Genomic DNA, 16,422 nt, shown 5'->3' with positions numbered 1-16,422 from the left:
AAATCAAAATACAGGAGTCCATTCAGTTTTTTCTTGCATAACCTTATTAAGCCAGCAAAAGAGTTCCTCTTTTGAAAGCCTTGGCGAAACTCTTGGAAGTTCAAAGACAGTTAGAGAGGTATCTCCCTCAACTAGTAAAACTGGTACTTTTAATGAATATATGGTTTTAAGAGAATTAGGGACATCCAGGCCATCAATATCCCTGACACATAGATTCAATGGGGTCTTCAACTGATCTAATGAAATGTTTCTTAAGTGTTCCTCTAAAGCCTCACAGAGGCAACAACCCACTCTCGTAAAAAGAATTAATTTCCTTTGATTCATTAATCAGGTACCGGATCACAAGCACAAGGCGTCCCAGGATGGCAACGCAACAGCCTTTTAAGAGTTAGCCATCCTCCTTTCCAAGGCCCATGTTTACCGATAGCCTCTATTCCATATTCACTACAAGTAGGAATAAAACGACAGTTAGGTCCGAAAACCGGTGAAATCCATCTCCTATACAAGCCGATTAAAAGCAATAATAACCAACTCAGAACTTGATTAAGCTTGTTAAGCATGTTGCAAGATAGAATATTGAAATTGTGATTAGGAAAGTAACAACTGGAGCATTCTTCCAGTTTTGCTAACTTAATTACAACTTTCTTATCCCTCTTTATCTTAATCTATGTCTAGATACCGTGGACCTCGCCTGAGGATCACGCGTCGCTTGGGAGACCTTCCAGGTCTCACCCGGAAAGCCGCAAAGCGGTCTAACCCTCCAGGTCAGCATGGCAATGCCCGTCGCAAGCGCTCTGAATACGCGATCCGTTTAGAAGAGAAACAAAAGCTTAGATTTAATTACGGAATTTCAGAACGACAACTTGTTCGTTACGTAAAAAAAGCTCGTGCAATGGAAGGTTCGACAGGAACAAACCTTCTCAAATTATTAGAAAGCAGACTTGACAACGTTTGTTTTCGTCTTGGTTTTGGCCCTACAATTCCAGGTTCTCGTCAACTTGTTAACCATGGACATGTAACTGTTAATGGCAAAGCACTAGATATCGCAAGCTATCAATGCAAGCAAGGTGATGTGATTGCGATTAGCGAAAGAAAAGCCAGTAAAAAGTTGGCTGAAGGAAATCTTGAATTTCCAGGTCTTGCTAACGTACCTCCTCACCTAGAGCTGGAAAAATCTAAAATGACAGCAAAAGTGACTGGGAAATGTGAAAGAGAGTGGGTTGCGATTGAAATAAATGAGTTATTGGTTGTCGAGTATTACTCAAGAAAGGTATAAGGTTTTCTCAAAAAGCAAAGATTTTTGAGAAGCATCATTTTTCTCATTATCTTCAATTAAAACCCTTGGTTTCCAAGGGTTTTTTAATGTTTTGATGCTGAGATCTTATAGAGGGGAAGAGCTCAAAAGAAAAATATTCCTATTCATAGACTGAATTATTTCTGTTTTTTCCAGATGAGCTGTTACGTTAAGTAATCATACATAAGAAAATCACTGTGGTTACGGACAAGGACTTGCTCAAAGAAGTGACGAAAGAGCTCTGGCAATCAGTCAAGAAACTCCGTCCTGATCTTGGAAAAGATCCACGTATGCAGCTTGTTCTAAAAGCCCTCATAACCATTGGTGACCTACCTAATCCTATTGAAGCAGCTATGGTAGTAGGGACTTGCTTGGAACTTGAAGAAGAAGGAGAAGTCCCACAAAAACAAGATCAAAAAGATGTAGTTAGCGCTGAAAAGTCTTCCCAACAAGAAGAAATACAAGAGAATCGACGTACTGTTAGAAGAAGATCTGCTGCTAACTAAGTAGTTTTAAAGGCTGAGTTAATCTGACTTAAAAAACAGAGTTCAATATTTTCTCAACGCACGTTAATCTTTGCTAATAGAATTAAAAGGATTACAAGAGAGTTCACATTCAGTTAATTCTTTATTTGTTAGTTTCTCAAGAATCCTTGCCTTGTCGATAGCAGAAAGCTCTCCATCAGAATTCCATTTTAAAGTTGTTTTACGTTGCCGAAGTGGTTTCTTTCCCATTTTTTGCTACTCCTCACTTTTTAAATGAACTTCCATACATCTAGTCACACATTCAACACCTTCTTTCCCCAAGCTACATGCTGTAACACACTCGAAATAAGAATCAATCGCATCTGTCTGATCTAGATGTAATGCATCACTCATACCCTTTGACATAAATCTACTTTGACTAGATGGGGTATTATTCTTAGCACAATTCTCATGAATTGAGCGCTTTTCATTAATCAAGATAAAGTACCTAAGCAATAATGACTATTAAAGGAAGGAGAGCCAAGAAAATTGTATGAGGTCTAACTTTTTTGTGGATGTTTTCAAAAAATAAAATTATCGAGACCTTATGGTGGTTATTAATCAAAATTAGCTAAAAGCATTAATCATTTGTCAACCAAACTAGCCGAGACTGCAAAAGAGCTTAGACTTCTTGGATGGTCAGAAGAAGGTGCTGAATATTATACAGATTTGTTCAGCAATAGAAAACTGGATTTTCTAATATCTATAAAAGAATATTTACCAGTTTTATTATTTATATTATTTTTAATTCTTGTGATATTTATATCCACAAAGCAACGCATTCAAAATACTGTTTTAATTAATCCCACCAAGGCTCTTAGTCCTGACAAGGAAGTTATTTCAAATAAAAGAAATGATTCAAATATAACTAGTGTTTCTCCAGTTAATGATAAATCTAACCCTAGTTTTCAAGACATTGGAGCATTAATACTCAAAGAGACAAAGCAATCGATAAAAAAAATCTTTGCGTTGAGCAGTAAAATTGATTTCGAAAAGATACTTAAAGTAATTATACCTTTAAAAGAGAATAGGGTGTCAAGTAATAAAACAGTAAAGAAAGATCATCTAAGCGAAAATATAATAAGATTTTTCAAGGAAACATCAATAGATACGAATAGGATTGCCGAATTTTTATTGACTATTTTTATTCTAACTTATGAAAGTATCATTAGACTAGTTGGAATATATTTGAAGAACTTTGGATACAGAAAAGATAGGGAAACGAGCTATTTTAAAAAAGATAAAAAAAGCTCAGCATTGGATCAGAAAAGCGACAAAGAACTAAGAAAAATGCTCGAAGATGTAGAATTAATTAAGAATCTTAACAGATCTCAATTAATAGATTTATTAACATCTAATCAATCCTTTGCAAAACGATTGGCATTAGAAGAGAGGGAAAAAGAATTACTAAAAAAAACAAACCTAGAGTTAAGAAAGATGCTGGAAGGTGTTGGAAATATATCAAGGTTGAAAAAGAAAGAGCTGGTTAAAAAAATCTTATCGATAGAAGATTAACATAATTTATTTCTAAGAATGAATTCAGAGAAGAAGGCTACAAAAAGAATAAGGACATCTCTTGATATTACTTTTTATTTTCATAAAAGAAGATTGATTTTTGAAGGTCAATTAGTACTTTTTATATTTTTTAAATTTTGTTTTATACTTTAATTATATATGCCATAAAATTGCTCTGTAAAGTGGAATCTAAACAATCAAACAAGAGCTCTCAACCAGGTATAAGTACAAGAGTCATCCATCACGGCGAAAGCTTTGCAAGTAATACAGGCACAGTTATGCCGCCTATATTCCCTAGCTCAACTTTTAGCCATGGCAACCCTGAAGGGTTTGATTACACACGCTCAGGCAATCCTAACTTTCGAATATTAGAGACTGTTTTAGCCTCCTTGGAAAGCTGTAAATATTCAACAGTATTTGGCTCTGGCGTTAGCGCTATAACAGCAATAGCAAGTTCTCTAAAATCAGGTGATGTTGTTCTATGTGAAGAAAATCTTTATGGCTGTACTGTTAGATTATTTGAACAGATTTTTCACAAATATGGCATTAAAACCATATGGTTAGATTTTACAAAGTCATCTTCTGTTGAATCTATTGAAGAGTTAAATCCATCCATAATTTGGCTAGAAAGTCCTACCAATCCTCTTTTAAAAATAATTGACTTAAAAAAGGTTTGCACTAAAGCCAAAGAATATGGGGTCCCAGTTGTAGTCGACAACACTTTCGCTACACCCTTATTGCAAAAGCCTCTGGAGTTAGGAGCAAGCATTTCTCTTACTAGTACGACTAAATACATCAATGGACATTCCGATGCTCTTGGTGGTGTTGTATGCACTCAAGATGAATACTGGGACAAACAGCTGAAATTCGCTCAAAAAGCTCTAGGCCTCCAACCTTCACCTTTTGATTGCTGGTTGATTACTAGAGGGATAAAGACTCTACCCCTTCGTCTTCAAAGACAAGTCGACAATGCATTTGCTCTGGCTAATGACTTAGCCAATCATCCATCTGTTGAATGGGTTAAATATCCATTTAGAGATGATCACCCTCAATATCAACTTGCGAAAAAACAAATGCTAAAAGGGGGCGCCATTATCACTGCTAATCTCAACGCAAATCAAACCCAAACATATTCTTTTTGCAAAAATCTTAAATATTTCACAATGGCCGAAAGTTTAGGAGGAGTTGAAAGTCTTGTATGCCATCCTTCAACAATGACTCATGCTTCTGTAAGTAAGGAAACAAAGTTAAAATTAGGGATAGGAGAGTCACTAATAAGGTTTTCAATAGGGTGTGAAGATTTACCTGATCTATCTGAGGATTTAAAATACAACCTAAATAAATTAAAGTGATCGAAAGAGATTTACTAAAAGAACCATTTTGGGAAGGCAAACATCTTGGCCAAGCAATCCCACAGAGTCCCCACGCAGTATCAGTGGCTTTACCTCGATGGAAAGACGTTCTAGCCTATGAAGAAAAAGATCCTGATTGCATAAATTCTTTGCAATCAGTATATCCACGTTTTGGATTAAACCCTCTTATCAGAGAACTCGCAGAGAAAGCTCTTGCGATTCATGGTAAGCCTGCTGATAGTGCTTGGCCTTACCCCAACATCAAAACCGCATCAAAAGCTAGAGATTTCTGCAAAACAATTAATGCAAATGCAAACGGAACTATTTATGAAGTTGCTGGGCTTCAATGTTTAATCGTTAACAAGGAAACGACAAAAGCAGCAAAAGCATTTTGGCAGCACACAGGGTTAGGAGCATCTTCTAGACAAGCTGCAATAGCACTTGCTAAAGAGATCTCTCCTTCAATTAATGCGGGTAAAAACGCAAAACGTTGCATCCGAAATCGATTATCAAAAATATATGGTTGTGAAGAAAGTTTAGTTCAGCTCCATCCCTCAGGGATGGCAGCTTTAACAACAGCCCTTGAGAGTCTTAAGAGATTCAGGCCTAATAGTTCAGCAATGCAATTGGGCTTCCCATATGTTGATGTATTGAAATTGCCCCAAATCATTTTCGGTGGGAGTGAATTACTTCTAAACCCAGACCCTATTGAACTCGCGAAGCAACTCGACAAGAAAAATCCATTGGCATTAATCGTTGAGCTACCTAGCAACCCAATGCTCAAATGTGTTGATCTACCTCTTGTAGCAAAAATAGCCCATGATCGAGGCATACCAGTTATTGCAGATGACACTATTGGATCAGCAATAAACATTGATCCACTTCCTTATGCCGACATTGTTTTCAGTTCCCTAACTAAAAGCTTTGCGGGGAGAGGAGACATACTGGCAGGCTCTCTAGTAATTAGTCCGGAATCACCATGGAAACAAACTTTAAAGGAACTAATAAAAATTTCATGCACATCCGAATTATCTGACGCAGATGCAATTGCTCTTGAACAAGCCAGCCATGATGTAAGGAGTCGAATATACCAATTAAATAAAGCCTGTTTTACACTGAAAACACACTTAGAAAGTCACCCTGATATAGCAAGAGTATTACACCCTGCAGAATGTCCAAACTTTCAATCTCTTATGAAAGCCAATGCAGGATTCGGATGTTTACTTTCAATTCAATTAAAAGGAGAATTGTCCAAAACAAAAAGATTTTATGACTCTTTAAAAGTTTGCAAAGGGCCTAGCTTGGGCACAAATTTTACTTTGGCATGTCCATATGTACTATTAGCCCATTACAACGAATTAGATTGGGCAAGACAGTGCGGAGTTCCCACAGAATTAATTAGAATTTCAGTGGGGCTAGAGCAACCTCAGGAACTATGGGAACGGTTTGAGAGAGCCTTGAAAGATTGAATTAACTCACAATATGTTTTAGATCTACATCTAAAGTTTGTAAGAAGCAAAAACTTTGACTAATCATTAGTATTAAATAGATTGTTTAAATAATCAAAATGGCTCCTATATACCAAGACAACTGCCTTGCTATAGGCAATACTCCTTTGGTTAAGCTGAATTCTGTTACTAAAAACTCTAAAGCCACAGTCCTAGCAAAGATTGAAGGGCGTAATCCTGCTTACAGCGTCAAGTGCAGAATTGGAGCAAATATGATTTGGGACGCCGAAAAAAGAGGCTTACTTACAAAAGAAAAAACAATTATCGAACCTACTTCTGGCAATACTGGTATTGCACTGGCTTTTACAGCTGCAGCCAAAGGCTACAAATTGGTCTTAACAATGCCAGAGTCAATGTCATTAGAAAGACGAAGGATGATGGCAGTACTAGGCGCTGAACTTATCCTTACAGAAGCCGCAAAAGGAATGCCTGGGGCTATTTCAAAAGCAAAAGAGATTGCAGAGAGTGATCCAAGCAAATATTTTATGCCTGGTCAATTTGACAACCCTGCAAACCCAGAAATTCATTTCAAAACCACTGGACCTGAAATATGGAATGACTGCAATGGAAATCTTGATGTACTTGTTGCAGGGGTTGGAACTGGAGGGACAATCACAGGTGTGTCTAAATATGTAAAAGAAGAAAAAGGCAAGAAAATTCTTTCAGTAGCTGTTGAGCCTTCTCATAGTCCTGTTATAACTCAAACTCTTAATGGAGAAGAAGTTAAGCCTGGCCCACATAAAATACAAGGAATTGGTGCTGGTTTTATTCCTAAAAACCTCGACCTCAAATTAGTAGATCAAGTCGAACAGGTTAGTAATGAAGAGTCTATAGAGATGGCTCTGCGCCTAGCCAAAGAAGAAGGAATACTAGCTGGTATCTCATGCGGTGCCGCAGCGGTAGCCGCAATCCGATTGTCTGAACAGGAACAATTTGCTGGCAAGACAATTGTTGTTGTCTTGCCAGATCTTGCAGAGCGTTATGTTTCTTCAGTGTTGTTCTCAGATGTGCCAACAGGCATCATCCAAGAACCAGCTTCTAGCTAAAAGGTTCGTAAAACAGAAGATTTTCTAAGGACGAATTAGCATTGCATCGCCATAAGAAAAAAATCTATATTTTTTCTCCCTGGCTTGTTTATAGAGAGTGAGAAGATTTTCTCTTCCTATCAGAGCGCTTACCATTAGCAGGAGAGAGCTTTTAGGAAGATGGAAATTGGTTAACAGACCATCAATGATTCCAAATTTATAACCAGGTTTTATAACCAAATCAGTAGAACCTTTAAATGGTTGCAAGCTTCCTTGCCCTGCAAGAAATGCTGCTTCAAGTGATCTGACCGTTGTAGTACCTACTGCAATCACACGGCCTCTTCTACAACGACATTCGTTAATTGCAGAGACAACCTCTTCTTTGACTTCAACCCATTCACTATGCAGGCTTAAGTCATTTAAATTTTCTTCTTGCAAAGGTCTAAATGTTCCAAGCCCAACATGCAAAGTCACATTTGCCATAAATACTCCTTTCCGCCTAAGTGCATCCAACAATTGATCGCTTAAATGTAATCCTGCAGTAGGAGCAGCGACAGCTCCAGGCTTTGAAGCATATCTCGTCTGATAACGCTCAATATTACTTAAGTCATATCGATGAATATATGGAGGCAATGGCATCTCACCATATTTCTTCAAAAGGTCTTCCATCGTTTCTCTATTACCAAAAGAAGCCGGAAACTGGACTATTCGGCCACCAGTGGTTTTATCCCTATTAAGAATTCTCAACGATAGCGAGGATTGTTCAGAAGCTTCTAAAAGCAAACAATCTCCAGGATTCATTTTCTTGGCTGGCTTTCCAAGACACAACCAACGGCCATCTTCTTGTGGTTCTATAAGCAAAAGCTCTGCTAAAGAACCATTCTTCAACCTGACTCTTAATCTTGCCTGCAACACACGAGTGTCATTCATTACAAGCAAATCACCTGGATTGAGTTGATTTAATAAATCCCAAACTTTTAAATCTAATGATTTTGCAAGAAGAGCATTGCTCTTAGGAACAACCATCATACGAGCATTATGTCGAGGCTCGATAGGCTCTTGTGCTATGAGGTTTGTATCTAACTCATAGTTATAAGAACTAAGCAAAAAATCTTTTGGATCTATAAGCAATGGAAGTGCCTATGAAATTAAACAAGTAAAAATTCATACCATAGGTAATTACTCTTTAAGAAGAAAGACCTTCAGGATTGTTTTCAATCAAATTAGCAAGATCTTTTAAAAAAGCTGCCCCATCAGCACCATAAACAATTCGGTGATCTGCGGTTAAGTTAACTTGCATTTGACGTTTTACAGCAATAGAGCCATCTTTCCCTGCAACTACTGAAGGGAGTGAAGCCCCTACTGCCAAAATCGCACCAGTACCTGGGGGGAGTATTGCATCAAAACGATCCACTCCAAACATTCCCAAATTTGAAAGTGTAAAAGTGCCGCTATTGTATTCATCAGGCTGAAGCTGCTTGGATCTAGAGCGCTTAACTAAATCAGACCATTGACGTGACAACTCAAACAAATCAGTGGTGTTTGCATCCTTTAATACCGGAGTAATCAGACCCCCGTCTTCCATCGCAACAGCTATAGCTACATTGATTTGAGCTGGGTAGACCATACCCTTAGTGCTGTAAGCAGCATTCACCTGAGGATGCCGTGCAAGAGTATTCCCTACCGCTTTTGCCAACAATGCTGTCATGGTAACCCCGTTAGGCTTCACCTGCTTATAGAAAGAATCAAGTCTGTCTGTATTAATTGAATACCCAACCCTAAAGCAAGGAACTTCAAGACTAGTTTCCATGTTCCGATTTACCGCCTGCTGAAGAGTCTTAAAGGGAACTGTTTCTCCAGGAGAGCCAAAACTATTACCTTCTGGCATCTCAATGTTCTTAGCGGCATTAGAAGAAATACCTCCAGAAGCAAGAGAAGCTGGGGGAGGTGATATTTGAGCAGGCGCATTGCTTTCCGCTATCCATGGGACGCTAATAGGTTGACCCTGAGATCTTTTAACATCATCTGCTTGGATCCTTCCATGTGGGCCAGTACCTGCAACTGTTGAGAGGTCGACACCAAGTTGTGTGGAAAGTTTTTTAGCCCTTGGGGTTGCCACTACTCTCCCCTGATTCCTCACAACTGGCGAAGGTGATGATGAAGTCTTTTGATCCTGCTGTTTTGCAATAGCTGGAGATGGGGATTGAGATGGTGAAACTTTTGCAACTACCTCTTTTTCTGATGAAGCCTGTGAAGAAGACGACCCTTTATTATCAACATCTTTTATTTTTGGAGGATTAGCTTCTTGTACAGAAGCAATTTCATCTTTAGTTTCGACTATTAAGCCAATAGTTTCACCAACTGGGACAGTACTTCCAGCAGGCATTAGAACTGCTGCAAGAAAGCCATCTTGAAAAGACTCAACATCCATATCAGCCTTATCAGATTCAACAACAAGTACAGACTCACCTCGAGAAACCTTGTCTCCGGGCTCCTTCAACCATTCAACTATCTTTCCCTCAGTCATGGTTGAACTGAGAGCTGGCATGAAAATGTCGTGGCTTGTCAATACCTTCTCCCTAAAGTCTTACTCCAATATTAAAGACCTATGGACCAAAGAAACAAAAACAATGATTTAGTCTTGATCTATAGATTCAACAACACCATCTCTCACAAGGAGTGAGACCTTCATCTTGCTGATCAAATTGTCACCAACCTTAAGATCACAAAAGCTTTCTATTTGGCCTTGTTCAACAATCTCTTCCATATCTAATTCTCGTACTTGCGCCTGCTGTTGCAACAAATTACGTTTCTGATCCTCTAATTCGGAACGTTTCGAAGCAACTTGTTGTTGCACTTGAGAAACTTGCTCTTGGATTCTAGGGTCAAGGGGGTTTGCACTTTGAGTTCTCAACCCATCAACAACTTGTTGTCCCTCCTTCTCTAGTTGTGATAATTGCTCATCACTTGTAGAAATAGCAGCGCTTATTTCACTTTCTGCTTCAGTTTTCCAAGAAGGAGTAACTACAGCACGAATTGTGATTGAGCGCTTAATTGAAATAGTGGTTTCGTCAGACATTTAAAAACTGTTGTTAATGCAAGATTCTCAGCCATCGTGCAATAGGTCAAATAAATGAGTAAATAAAGACTATCGGCCAAAAATGACTTTGATTGCTTTGGAATCTCGTTCAACAATCTTATCTCGTCTTTGTTTCAGTGTCTGAGTTAACAAACCATTTTCAATAGAGAATGGTTTAACTAAAGCCACACCAAGAACTTTCTCGTTTGGGCGAGAGCCTCTACGTTGAGAAAGCAGCTGATTTATTTCTCTTTGCAAAAGTTTCCTTAATCTGAGATCACCTAATGGTCCGCCTAAATCTTCATTCAAAAAAACATCCCTTTCTTTAGCCCAAATCAATATATTTCCAACATTTGGTACTAACAATGCTCCTAATTGCCTTTCATCTTGGCCAACCATCATTAATTGATCGATTAAAGGGCTAGCTACCAAGAGTTCTTCCAAAGGACCTGGTTCAATATTCTCTCCACTGCTTAAAACGATCGTATCCTTAGCACGCCCTGTAAGGACTATAGAACCATCTTTCAATAACATCCCTATATCCCCAGTATCAAACCACCCCTCTCGATCAAGAACTTTAGAAGAAGCATCTGGTTTCCGTAAATATTCATTCATCACCTGGGGGCCTCTTACCAAAACCTTACCTTGCTCTAGAAATTTCATTCTTTTGCCATTATCAGGATCAACAATTCGAAACTCGGTATGAGGCAAAGGTAGTCCTGAACTGCCACGAATATTCCTCCAAGTACGTCTACAACTGACGACAGGGCTTGTCTCTGTGAGCCCATAACCTACTAACAATTCCACTCCTAACGACTCAAAAAACTCATCAACATGAGGAGCAATAGCGCCACCTCCATTAATAGGGAAAAGCAACCTGCCGCCAGAAAGTTGCTTAAGGACCTTAGGCCACAAGAAAACCGCTGAAATCATATGAAGTGGCCAATGAACTATTACTTTCCCAAAAGCAATAATTCTTTCAGGTAGGCTTACCTTCCTTAATAACAAATCCCTTGTTTTTCTAAGTGATGATTTAAATGACCTACTATTTAAAAGTGCGGCCTTTAAAATCAATTGACGAGAGCGAGGCATTTTTTTTAATGCATCATCAAAACCCGTCTTTATACCCTCCCAAAGTCTCGGTACAGTGGCCATCACCACAGGTTTTACTACCTGCAAATCTTCTCGTAGATGCTTAATAGTCGTATAATATTGAGAACAAGCACAGGAAAAAAAGTAATATTCTGCACTCCTTTCATAAGAATGCCAAATAGGCAATACGCTCAATAGTGGTGTGCCTGGTGCTGGACTTGCGATACAAGCCAATGAAGAAATTTGATGCAGCAAATTTGCATGAGTTAAAGGCACTCCCTTAGGTTTACCAGTAGTACCAGATGTATAGATAATAGTTGCTATAGCATTTTTAGATGAAGTAGAGGCCATATCCCCAAAAGAACCTATATGAGGATCGTTAGCACCTATAGATAAGAACTCTTCCCAACCAAGAAGTCCATCTAAAGGCTCTCCCTCCATTTGTAAAACAAATTTATATTTCTCTTTTTGCTCTTCGCTTAAACCAAGGTCTTCCCATAGCTGTGCTGATTGAACTATTAAACCAGCAGACCTAGAATCATCCAATATATATCTTAATTCTTCTACAGGGGCCGAGCTTCCTCTTACAGCATTTGAGGCGCCTACGCGCATTAACCCTTGATCAAGAATCAACCATCTCGGGCTATTTTCTGAAAACAATGCAACAACATCCCCGTAAAGAATGCCTAAAGAATTAAAAGAGGATGCTGCAATGGCAATCTTATTAGCAAGCTGTTCATAGGTATAAGATTCTGGGCAAGCGACATGAGGGGCATTAACAGCAAGAATTTTTCCATGTTTTTGTTTTAACCATGGCCAAATTTGATCAACTCGATCAAGGTGTCTTACATAACGATGTGCGTCCAAGGCTTTTTGTTCTCTTTTGGTAGGAATCCAAAATGAATGTGCCAATTTTTGGCTGGAACCAGGTCTTAATTCTTTAGTTCTACTTAATAAATCCAAGCTTTTACTCCAAATTTTAAGATTGAATAATTGGTTTCCCAATAATTAATTCTTATCGGTTCCCAAAGTTCTTTTTAATCAGTCCATAACAATCCGAAATGCTTTTTCAAGCTTTTCTTCATCAAAAAATGAACTTTCTCCATTTTTAAATTTGGCAACCATTCTTTAAGATGACCTGTTTGATGACCTTTTAGACCACAAGGAACAATCTTATGGAAACCAGTAAGGTTGCAGTCAACATTTAGACATAGGCCATGTTGAGTAATCCATCTACGGCAACTGATCCCAATAAAACCAACCTTCTTACCTTCGCACCAAACACCTGTCATACCATCAATTCGATACCCATTAAGCCCTAAACCATCTAAAACATCAATCAAAACATCTTCAAGCTGCCTTAAATACCAACCTAAGTCAGTTTTATATCGACAGAGATCTAAAACAAGATATACAACCAATTGGCCAGGCAAATGATGTGTTACTTCTCCTCCCCTATCAATTCTAAATAAATCGAAGGGTGGGTCATTTAAATCAAAAAGCAAATTAGCCTCATTAGAAGCTCTGCCTAAGGTGTAACACTCAACATGTTGCAGCATCCATAGAGCTTGCTTTATAGAACGGTCTAAGAGGAACCTCTTTTGCCATTCTCTCTGCCAATTCCATGCCATCTGAAATTCAACTAATTCCAATGGTTCAAAAAGAATCGTAGAAAAACTTTCTTTTGGTAAATGATTTATGGCTAAATTATGCATGTCTTCCTAGATATGTATAAGCAAAAAATGAAATTGCTGATTCATGGTCGCAATCTTGAGTTAACTCCAGCATTACGTGAGTACACACAGTCAAAGCTAGAAAAGGCCATCCATCACTTTGGGGAGATGGTTAAAGAAGCTGATGTCCACCTCTCAGTTGCAAAAAACCCAAGAGTGCCTCAACAAACTGCTGAAGTTACTGTTTTTGCCAATGGGACTGTCATTCGAGCACAAGAACGCAGCCAAAACCTTTATGCAAGCATTGATTTAGTTGCAAACAAGCTTTGTAGACAATTAAAAAGATACAAAGAAAGGCATAGTGACCATCATCATAGTCATGGACATAGCGCCTCTGTAACCCCTACGACAGAAGAAGTGCTAAAAGACGAGTCTGTCAATCATTCACTGCTAGAAGGTAAAGAAGCTAAGCTTCCAAATCCTGGAATCCGCCGCAAATATTTCCCCATGCACCCAATGACCATAGAAGAAGCAAGGCATCAGTTAGATCTTATTGATCATGACTTTTATCTATTCAAAGAAAAGACCACTCAACAATTACAAGTTATCTATAGAAGAAATCATGGTGGCTATGGGATTATCCAGGCAAAAAGCTAATGAATAACAAGTCAATTAAAAGTAGCGACAATGATATTTCTTCCTTTATTCATCAAGCAGCACTAGATCCACATCTTGATTTAGATTCTCTTAATCAAATCTGCGATGCTTGCAATCACTTTGACTTTGCAGGATTGTGTACGAATTTAATTAGGCTCGAAGCAGCAAGAAAACGACTTGGTAATAATAAGAAGACAAAGCTAATCGCTGTTATAGATTTCCCATTTGGGTATAGTCCTCTATCGATAAAAAAAACTGAGGCTGAGTGGGCAGCAGAATATGGAGCAGAAGAACTAGATATGGTCCCTAACTTCCTGAAACTTTCCAAAGGGGAAAGTGACAATTTCGCCCAAGAGGTTGCAGAAATAACATCAACAGGTCTTCCTGTCAGAGTCATATTAGACTCAATGAGACTTCCTAAAGAGAGTCTTGAGTTAGCCATAGAAGCCTGTATAGATGCTGGAGCGAGAGGAATTCAAACAGGCAATGGGTTTGGCAAAGCAGTTACTCAAGACCATATTTTAGAGTTACATGACCTAATCAAAAATCGTTGCGAAATTAAAGCAGCTGGAGGAATTAAAAATCTTTTTCAGACTTGTGATCTAATTAATGCAGGAGCAACTTCGATTGGAACCTCATTTGGGACAGAAATAGCAAAAGAAGCAAAGCCTAAAAGGAAACCATATGACTCGTGACAAAAAAATCACTGGTCTTGCATTAAAAGTAGGTCCTCTAGGTGAGAATGATCGATTGCTAACAGTTTTGAGCTATGAAGAAGGAATTATTCGTATTGCTATTCCTGGTGCAAGACGACCTAAAAGTCGACTTGCTGCTACTTCACCCTTGACTTTTCTTGAGCTACAAGTTGGAGGTAAAGGCAGCCTGCTTAAAGCAAGGCAAATCAAAATTCTTAAAAGCTTCAGCATGCTAGGAGAGCAATTAGAAACCCTTGCTACCGCACAATCCTTGTCTGAGTTATCAATATTACTAGTAGGGACTAATGATCCTCAACCTGAAATACTTGAAGCAATCTTAATTCATCTAGAACGTCTCCAAAAAAAAGATATTGCCCCATTAGAAGTTTTGGCCAATTGTGTACAATCTTGTATTCATTTACTAGCACTTGGAGGATATGGCTTGCCTATTCATACATGTTGCAAAAGTGGCCAAGATCTAATCCCTCCCATAGGTAATTGGGAATGGAGTTGCACTCTAATTGCTAATGAAGGTTTTGCTATTGGCACAATCATTAATGAAGGAATTATATTAAATGCATCTGAACTCGCTCTGCTACAACGTTTAGTGAATGCTCCTTTACCACTTAAAAAAAACGGAGAGCTTCTTGGACCTTTTTCAGTTTGGATAAAATTACTTAAGGTTGTTGAAATTTGGATAGGAGCACATCTTAATAAAAAGCTAAATGCATTAACCATGCTAAAAGCAACTCTAACTTAAGCAAAATATTTTGGTGCCACGCAATAACTCTTAGAAGATTGCTTAATCACCTGCTAGCTTTCAAGAAGTTCATCAAAAAAACTAGGTGGCACACATAGCCTGGCTTGGCAAAAAATCTCCTTTTTGTGGAAATGTCAGTTATGGCTTAACTACTACCAAAGCACTTAAAAAAAGAGGGTATCAAACAAGCTTTATTCACTTTGACAACCCAACTGACTCTGACTTTTCGAAAACATCCCTCTTAGCAAATGATCCCGACGTAAGTCTTCCATATCTAATTAAATCTCAGGTTTATACAATCCCTTCCCCAAGAGCACAACGTGAACTGAGAGAATCTTTGGAGAGATTAAAACCCAATATTGTGCACGCAAGTCTTACTCTTTCTCCACTTGATTTTAGATTGCCTGATTTATGCAATCAAATGGATTTGCCGCTATTAGCAACATTTCACCCACCCTTTGATTCAAAGATCAGAAGTCTTTCTGCTAGCACCCAGCAACTTACATATCAACTGTATGCACCTTCACTATCAAGATATAACAAAGTAATTGTCTTCTCAGACTCACAAGCAGAAGTGCTTACAAAATTAGGCGTTAAAGAGAACCGACTAGAGATTATACCTAATGGTATAGATGCAGATCTTTGGCAACCCAATGCTGAGCAATCTACCAATCATGAACAAATAGAAGTACAAAAAAGACTCGGTGGAAAAAGAACTTTTCTTTATATGGGACGAATTGCCGCAGAGAAAAATGTAGAAGCCCTGTTAAAGGCATGGAAAGCAGTTAATATGAAAGGCTGCCAACTTGTCATTGTCGGGGATGGCCCTCTAAGGCCAACCCTAGAAAATAACTTCTTATCAACTTCTGATTGTAAAATCAATTGGTGGGGATATGAATCTGATCTCAAAACGAAAGTAGCTCTATTGCAATGCACAGAGGTTTTTATTCTTCCAAGCCTAGTAGAAGGATTATCTTTAGCCTTATTAGAAGCAATGGCAACAGGAACCGCATGTATAGCGACTGATGCTGGAGCTGATGGGGAAGTTCTCAAAGAAGGAGCAGGTATTACCATCAGCACAGAAAGTGTTACCTCACAATTAAAAACTCTTTTACCAGTTATGAGAGATAACCCATTTTTCACTTCAGAGCTTGGGTTAAGAGCAAGACAAAGAGTTTTAAATCAATATACTCTGAAAAAAAACATAGATTCTCTAGAGAATCTATATAACAAGCTACTTCACTAGAG

19 protein-coding genes are annotated in these 16,422 nt (G+C 38.4%); 10 read left to right on the top strand and 9 right to left on the bottom strand.

Going from position 1 to position 16,422, the window contains the following annotated elements; genetic code table 11:
- Nucleotides 1-3: 3 nt before the first annotated feature.
- Nucleotides 4-324 carry a glutaredoxin family protein gene (locus EV07_RS01950; RefSeq protein WP_036916901.1) on the bottom strand — a complete coding sequence of 107 codons (321 nt, stop codon included), beginning with the start codon at nucleotides 322-324 and terminating at the stop codon, nucleotides 4-6.
- Nucleotides 324-560, bottom strand: coding sequence for a membrane protein insertion efficiency factor YidD (gene yidD, locus EV07_RS01945; protein WP_036916898.1), 237 nt, complete (start codon nucleotides 558-560; stop codon nucleotides 324-326). Before yidD ends, EV07_RS01950 begins: the two co-directional genes overlap by 1 nt.
- A gap of 107 nt (nucleotides 561-667) precedes the next feature.
- Between yidD and rpsD the strand changes: the two genes are divergently transcribed.
- On the top strand, nucleotides 668-1,276 hold the full coding sequence (rpsD, locus tag EV07_RS01940) for a 30S ribosomal protein S4 (protein ID WP_036916896.1): 609 nt from the start codon (nucleotides 668-670) through the stop codon (nucleotides 1,274-1,276).
- Between the two features lie 215 nt (nucleotides 1,277-1,491).
- Nucleotides 1,492-1,800, top strand: coding sequence for a TIGR03894 family protein (locus EV07_RS01935; RefSeq protein WP_036916894.1), 309 nt, complete (start codon nucleotides 1,492-1,494; stop codon nucleotides 1,798-1,800).
- A gap of 63 nt (nucleotides 1,801-1,863) precedes the next feature.
- On the opposite strand, the gene EV07_RS09730 is transcribed toward EV07_RS01935, so the two are convergent.
- Entirely contained in the window at nucleotides 1,864-2,028 is a 165-nt protein-coding gene (locus EV07_RS09730; RefSeq protein WP_193742677.1) for a hypothetical protein, read from the bottom strand.
- 6 nt (nucleotides 2,029-2,034) lie between these two features.
- Nucleotides 2,035-2,256, bottom strand: coding sequence for a hypothetical protein (locus EV07_RS01930; protein WP_036916892.1), 222 nt, complete (start codon nucleotides 2,254-2,256; stop codon nucleotides 2,035-2,037).
- 150 nt (nucleotides 2,257-2,406) lie between these two features.
- Here EV07_RS01930 and EV07_RS01925 point away from each other — a divergent pair, with 150 nt between their 5' ends.
- From EV07_RS01925 to cysK, 4 genes are all read left to right on the top strand, one after another.
- Complete coding sequence (locus EV07_RS01925; protein ID WP_036916889.1) at nucleotides 2,407-3,333, top strand: hypothetical protein; 927 nt, start codon at nucleotides 2,407-2,409, stop codon at nucleotides 3,331-3,333.
- 182 nt (nucleotides 3,334-3,515) lie between these two features.
- Entirely contained in the window at nucleotides 3,516-4,685 is a 1,170-nt protein-coding gene (locus EV07_RS01920; RefSeq protein ID WP_036916886.1) for a trans-sulfuration enzyme family protein, read from the top strand.
- Entirely contained in the window at nucleotides 4,682-6,154 is a 1,473-nt protein-coding gene (locus tag EV07_RS01915) for a PLP-dependent transferase (protein WP_036916884.1), read from the top strand. Before EV07_RS01920 ends, EV07_RS01915 begins: the two co-directional genes overlap by 4 nt.
- Before the next feature lie 98 nt (nucleotides 6,155-6,252).
- Nucleotides 6,253-7,239, top strand: a complete 987-nt coding sequence (cysK, locus tag EV07_RS01910; RefSeq protein ID WP_036916881.1) for a cysteine synthase A — start codon at nucleotides 6,253-6,255, stop codon at nucleotides 7,237-7,239.
- A 24-nt stretch (nucleotides 7,240-7,263) separates the two neighbouring features.
- Here the strand turns inward: cysK and queA are convergent, their stop codons facing one another.
- From queA to lipB, 5 genes are all read right to left on the bottom strand, one after another.
- On the bottom strand, nucleotides 7,264-8,349 hold the full coding sequence (gene queA, locus EV07_RS01905) for a tRNA preQ1(34) S-adenosylmethionine ribosyltransferase-isomerase QueA (protein ID WP_036916879.1): 1,086 nt from the start codon (nucleotides 8,347-8,349) through the stop codon (nucleotides 7,264-7,266).
- A gap of 55 nt (nucleotides 8,350-8,404) precedes the next feature.
- Nucleotides 8,405-9,787 carry a dihydrolipoamide acetyltransferase family protein gene (locus EV07_RS01900; RefSeq protein ID WP_152557495.1) on the bottom strand — a complete coding sequence of 461 codons (1,383 nt, stop codon included), beginning with the start codon at nucleotides 9,785-9,787 and terminating at the stop codon, nucleotides 8,405-8,407.
- Nucleotides 9,788-9,853: 66 nt separating this feature from the next.
- The gene (locus EV07_RS01895; RefSeq protein WP_036916874.1) at nucleotides 9,854-10,297 is read right to left on the bottom strand and encodes a YlqD family protein; all 444 of its coding nucleotides are present in this window, start codon (nucleotides 10,295-10,297) and stop codon (nucleotides 9,854-9,856) included.
- 69 nt (nucleotides 10,298-10,366) lie between these two features.
- On the bottom strand, nucleotides 10,367-12,352 hold the full coding sequence (locus EV07_RS01890; RefSeq protein ID WP_241433976.1) for an AMP-binding protein: 1,986 nt from the start codon (nucleotides 12,350-12,352) through the stop codon (nucleotides 10,367-10,369).
- A 74-nt stretch (nucleotides 12,353-12,426) separates the two neighbouring features.
- Entirely contained in the window at nucleotides 12,427-13,104 is a 678-nt protein-coding gene (gene lipB, locus EV07_RS01885; RefSeq protein ID WP_036916871.1) for a lipoyl(octanoyl) transferase LipB, read from the bottom strand.
- 27 nt (nucleotides 13,105-13,131) lie between these two features.
- On the opposite strand from lipB, the gene hpf reads away from it, so the two are divergent.
- From hpf to EV07_RS01865, 4 genes are all read left to right on the top strand, one after another.
- Nucleotides 13,132-13,719, top strand: a complete 588-nt coding sequence (hpf, locus tag EV07_RS01880) for a ribosome hibernation-promoting factor, HPF/YfiA family (protein ID WP_036918113.1) — start codon at nucleotides 13,132-13,134, stop codon at nucleotides 13,717-13,719.
- Nucleotides 13,719-14,414 (top strand): deoxyribose-phosphate aldolase, encoded by a 696-nt coding sequence (gene deoC / locus EV07_RS01875; RefSeq protein ID WP_036916868.1) that lies wholly within the window; start codon nucleotides 13,719-13,721, stop codon nucleotides 14,412-14,414. Before hpf ends, deoC begins: the two co-directional genes overlap by 1 nt.
- Nucleotides 14,404-15,174 (top strand): DNA repair protein RecO, encoded by a 771-nt coding sequence (gene recO / locus EV07_RS01870; RefSeq protein WP_036916865.1) that lies wholly within the window; start codon nucleotides 14,404-14,406, stop codon nucleotides 15,172-15,174. Before deoC ends, recO begins: the two co-directional genes overlap by 11 nt.
- A gap of 85 nt (nucleotides 15,175-15,259) precedes the next feature.
- A complete protein-coding gene (locus EV07_RS01865) occupies nucleotides 15,260-16,420 on the top strand; it encodes a glycosyltransferase family 4 protein (RefSeq protein WP_036916864.1) in 1,161 nt (386 codons plus the stop codon).
- The last annotated feature ends 2 nt before the right edge of the window (nucleotides 16,421-16,422 follow it).

Source organism: Prochlorococcus sp. MIT 0603 (assembly GCF_000760215.1).
Lineage (GTDB): Bacteria > Cyanobacteriota > Cyanobacteriia > PCC-6307 > Cyanobiaceae > Prochlorococcus_E.
Note: the sequence above shows the minus strand (reverse complement) of the source record. Positions and strands in the feature narration are given on the sequence as shown.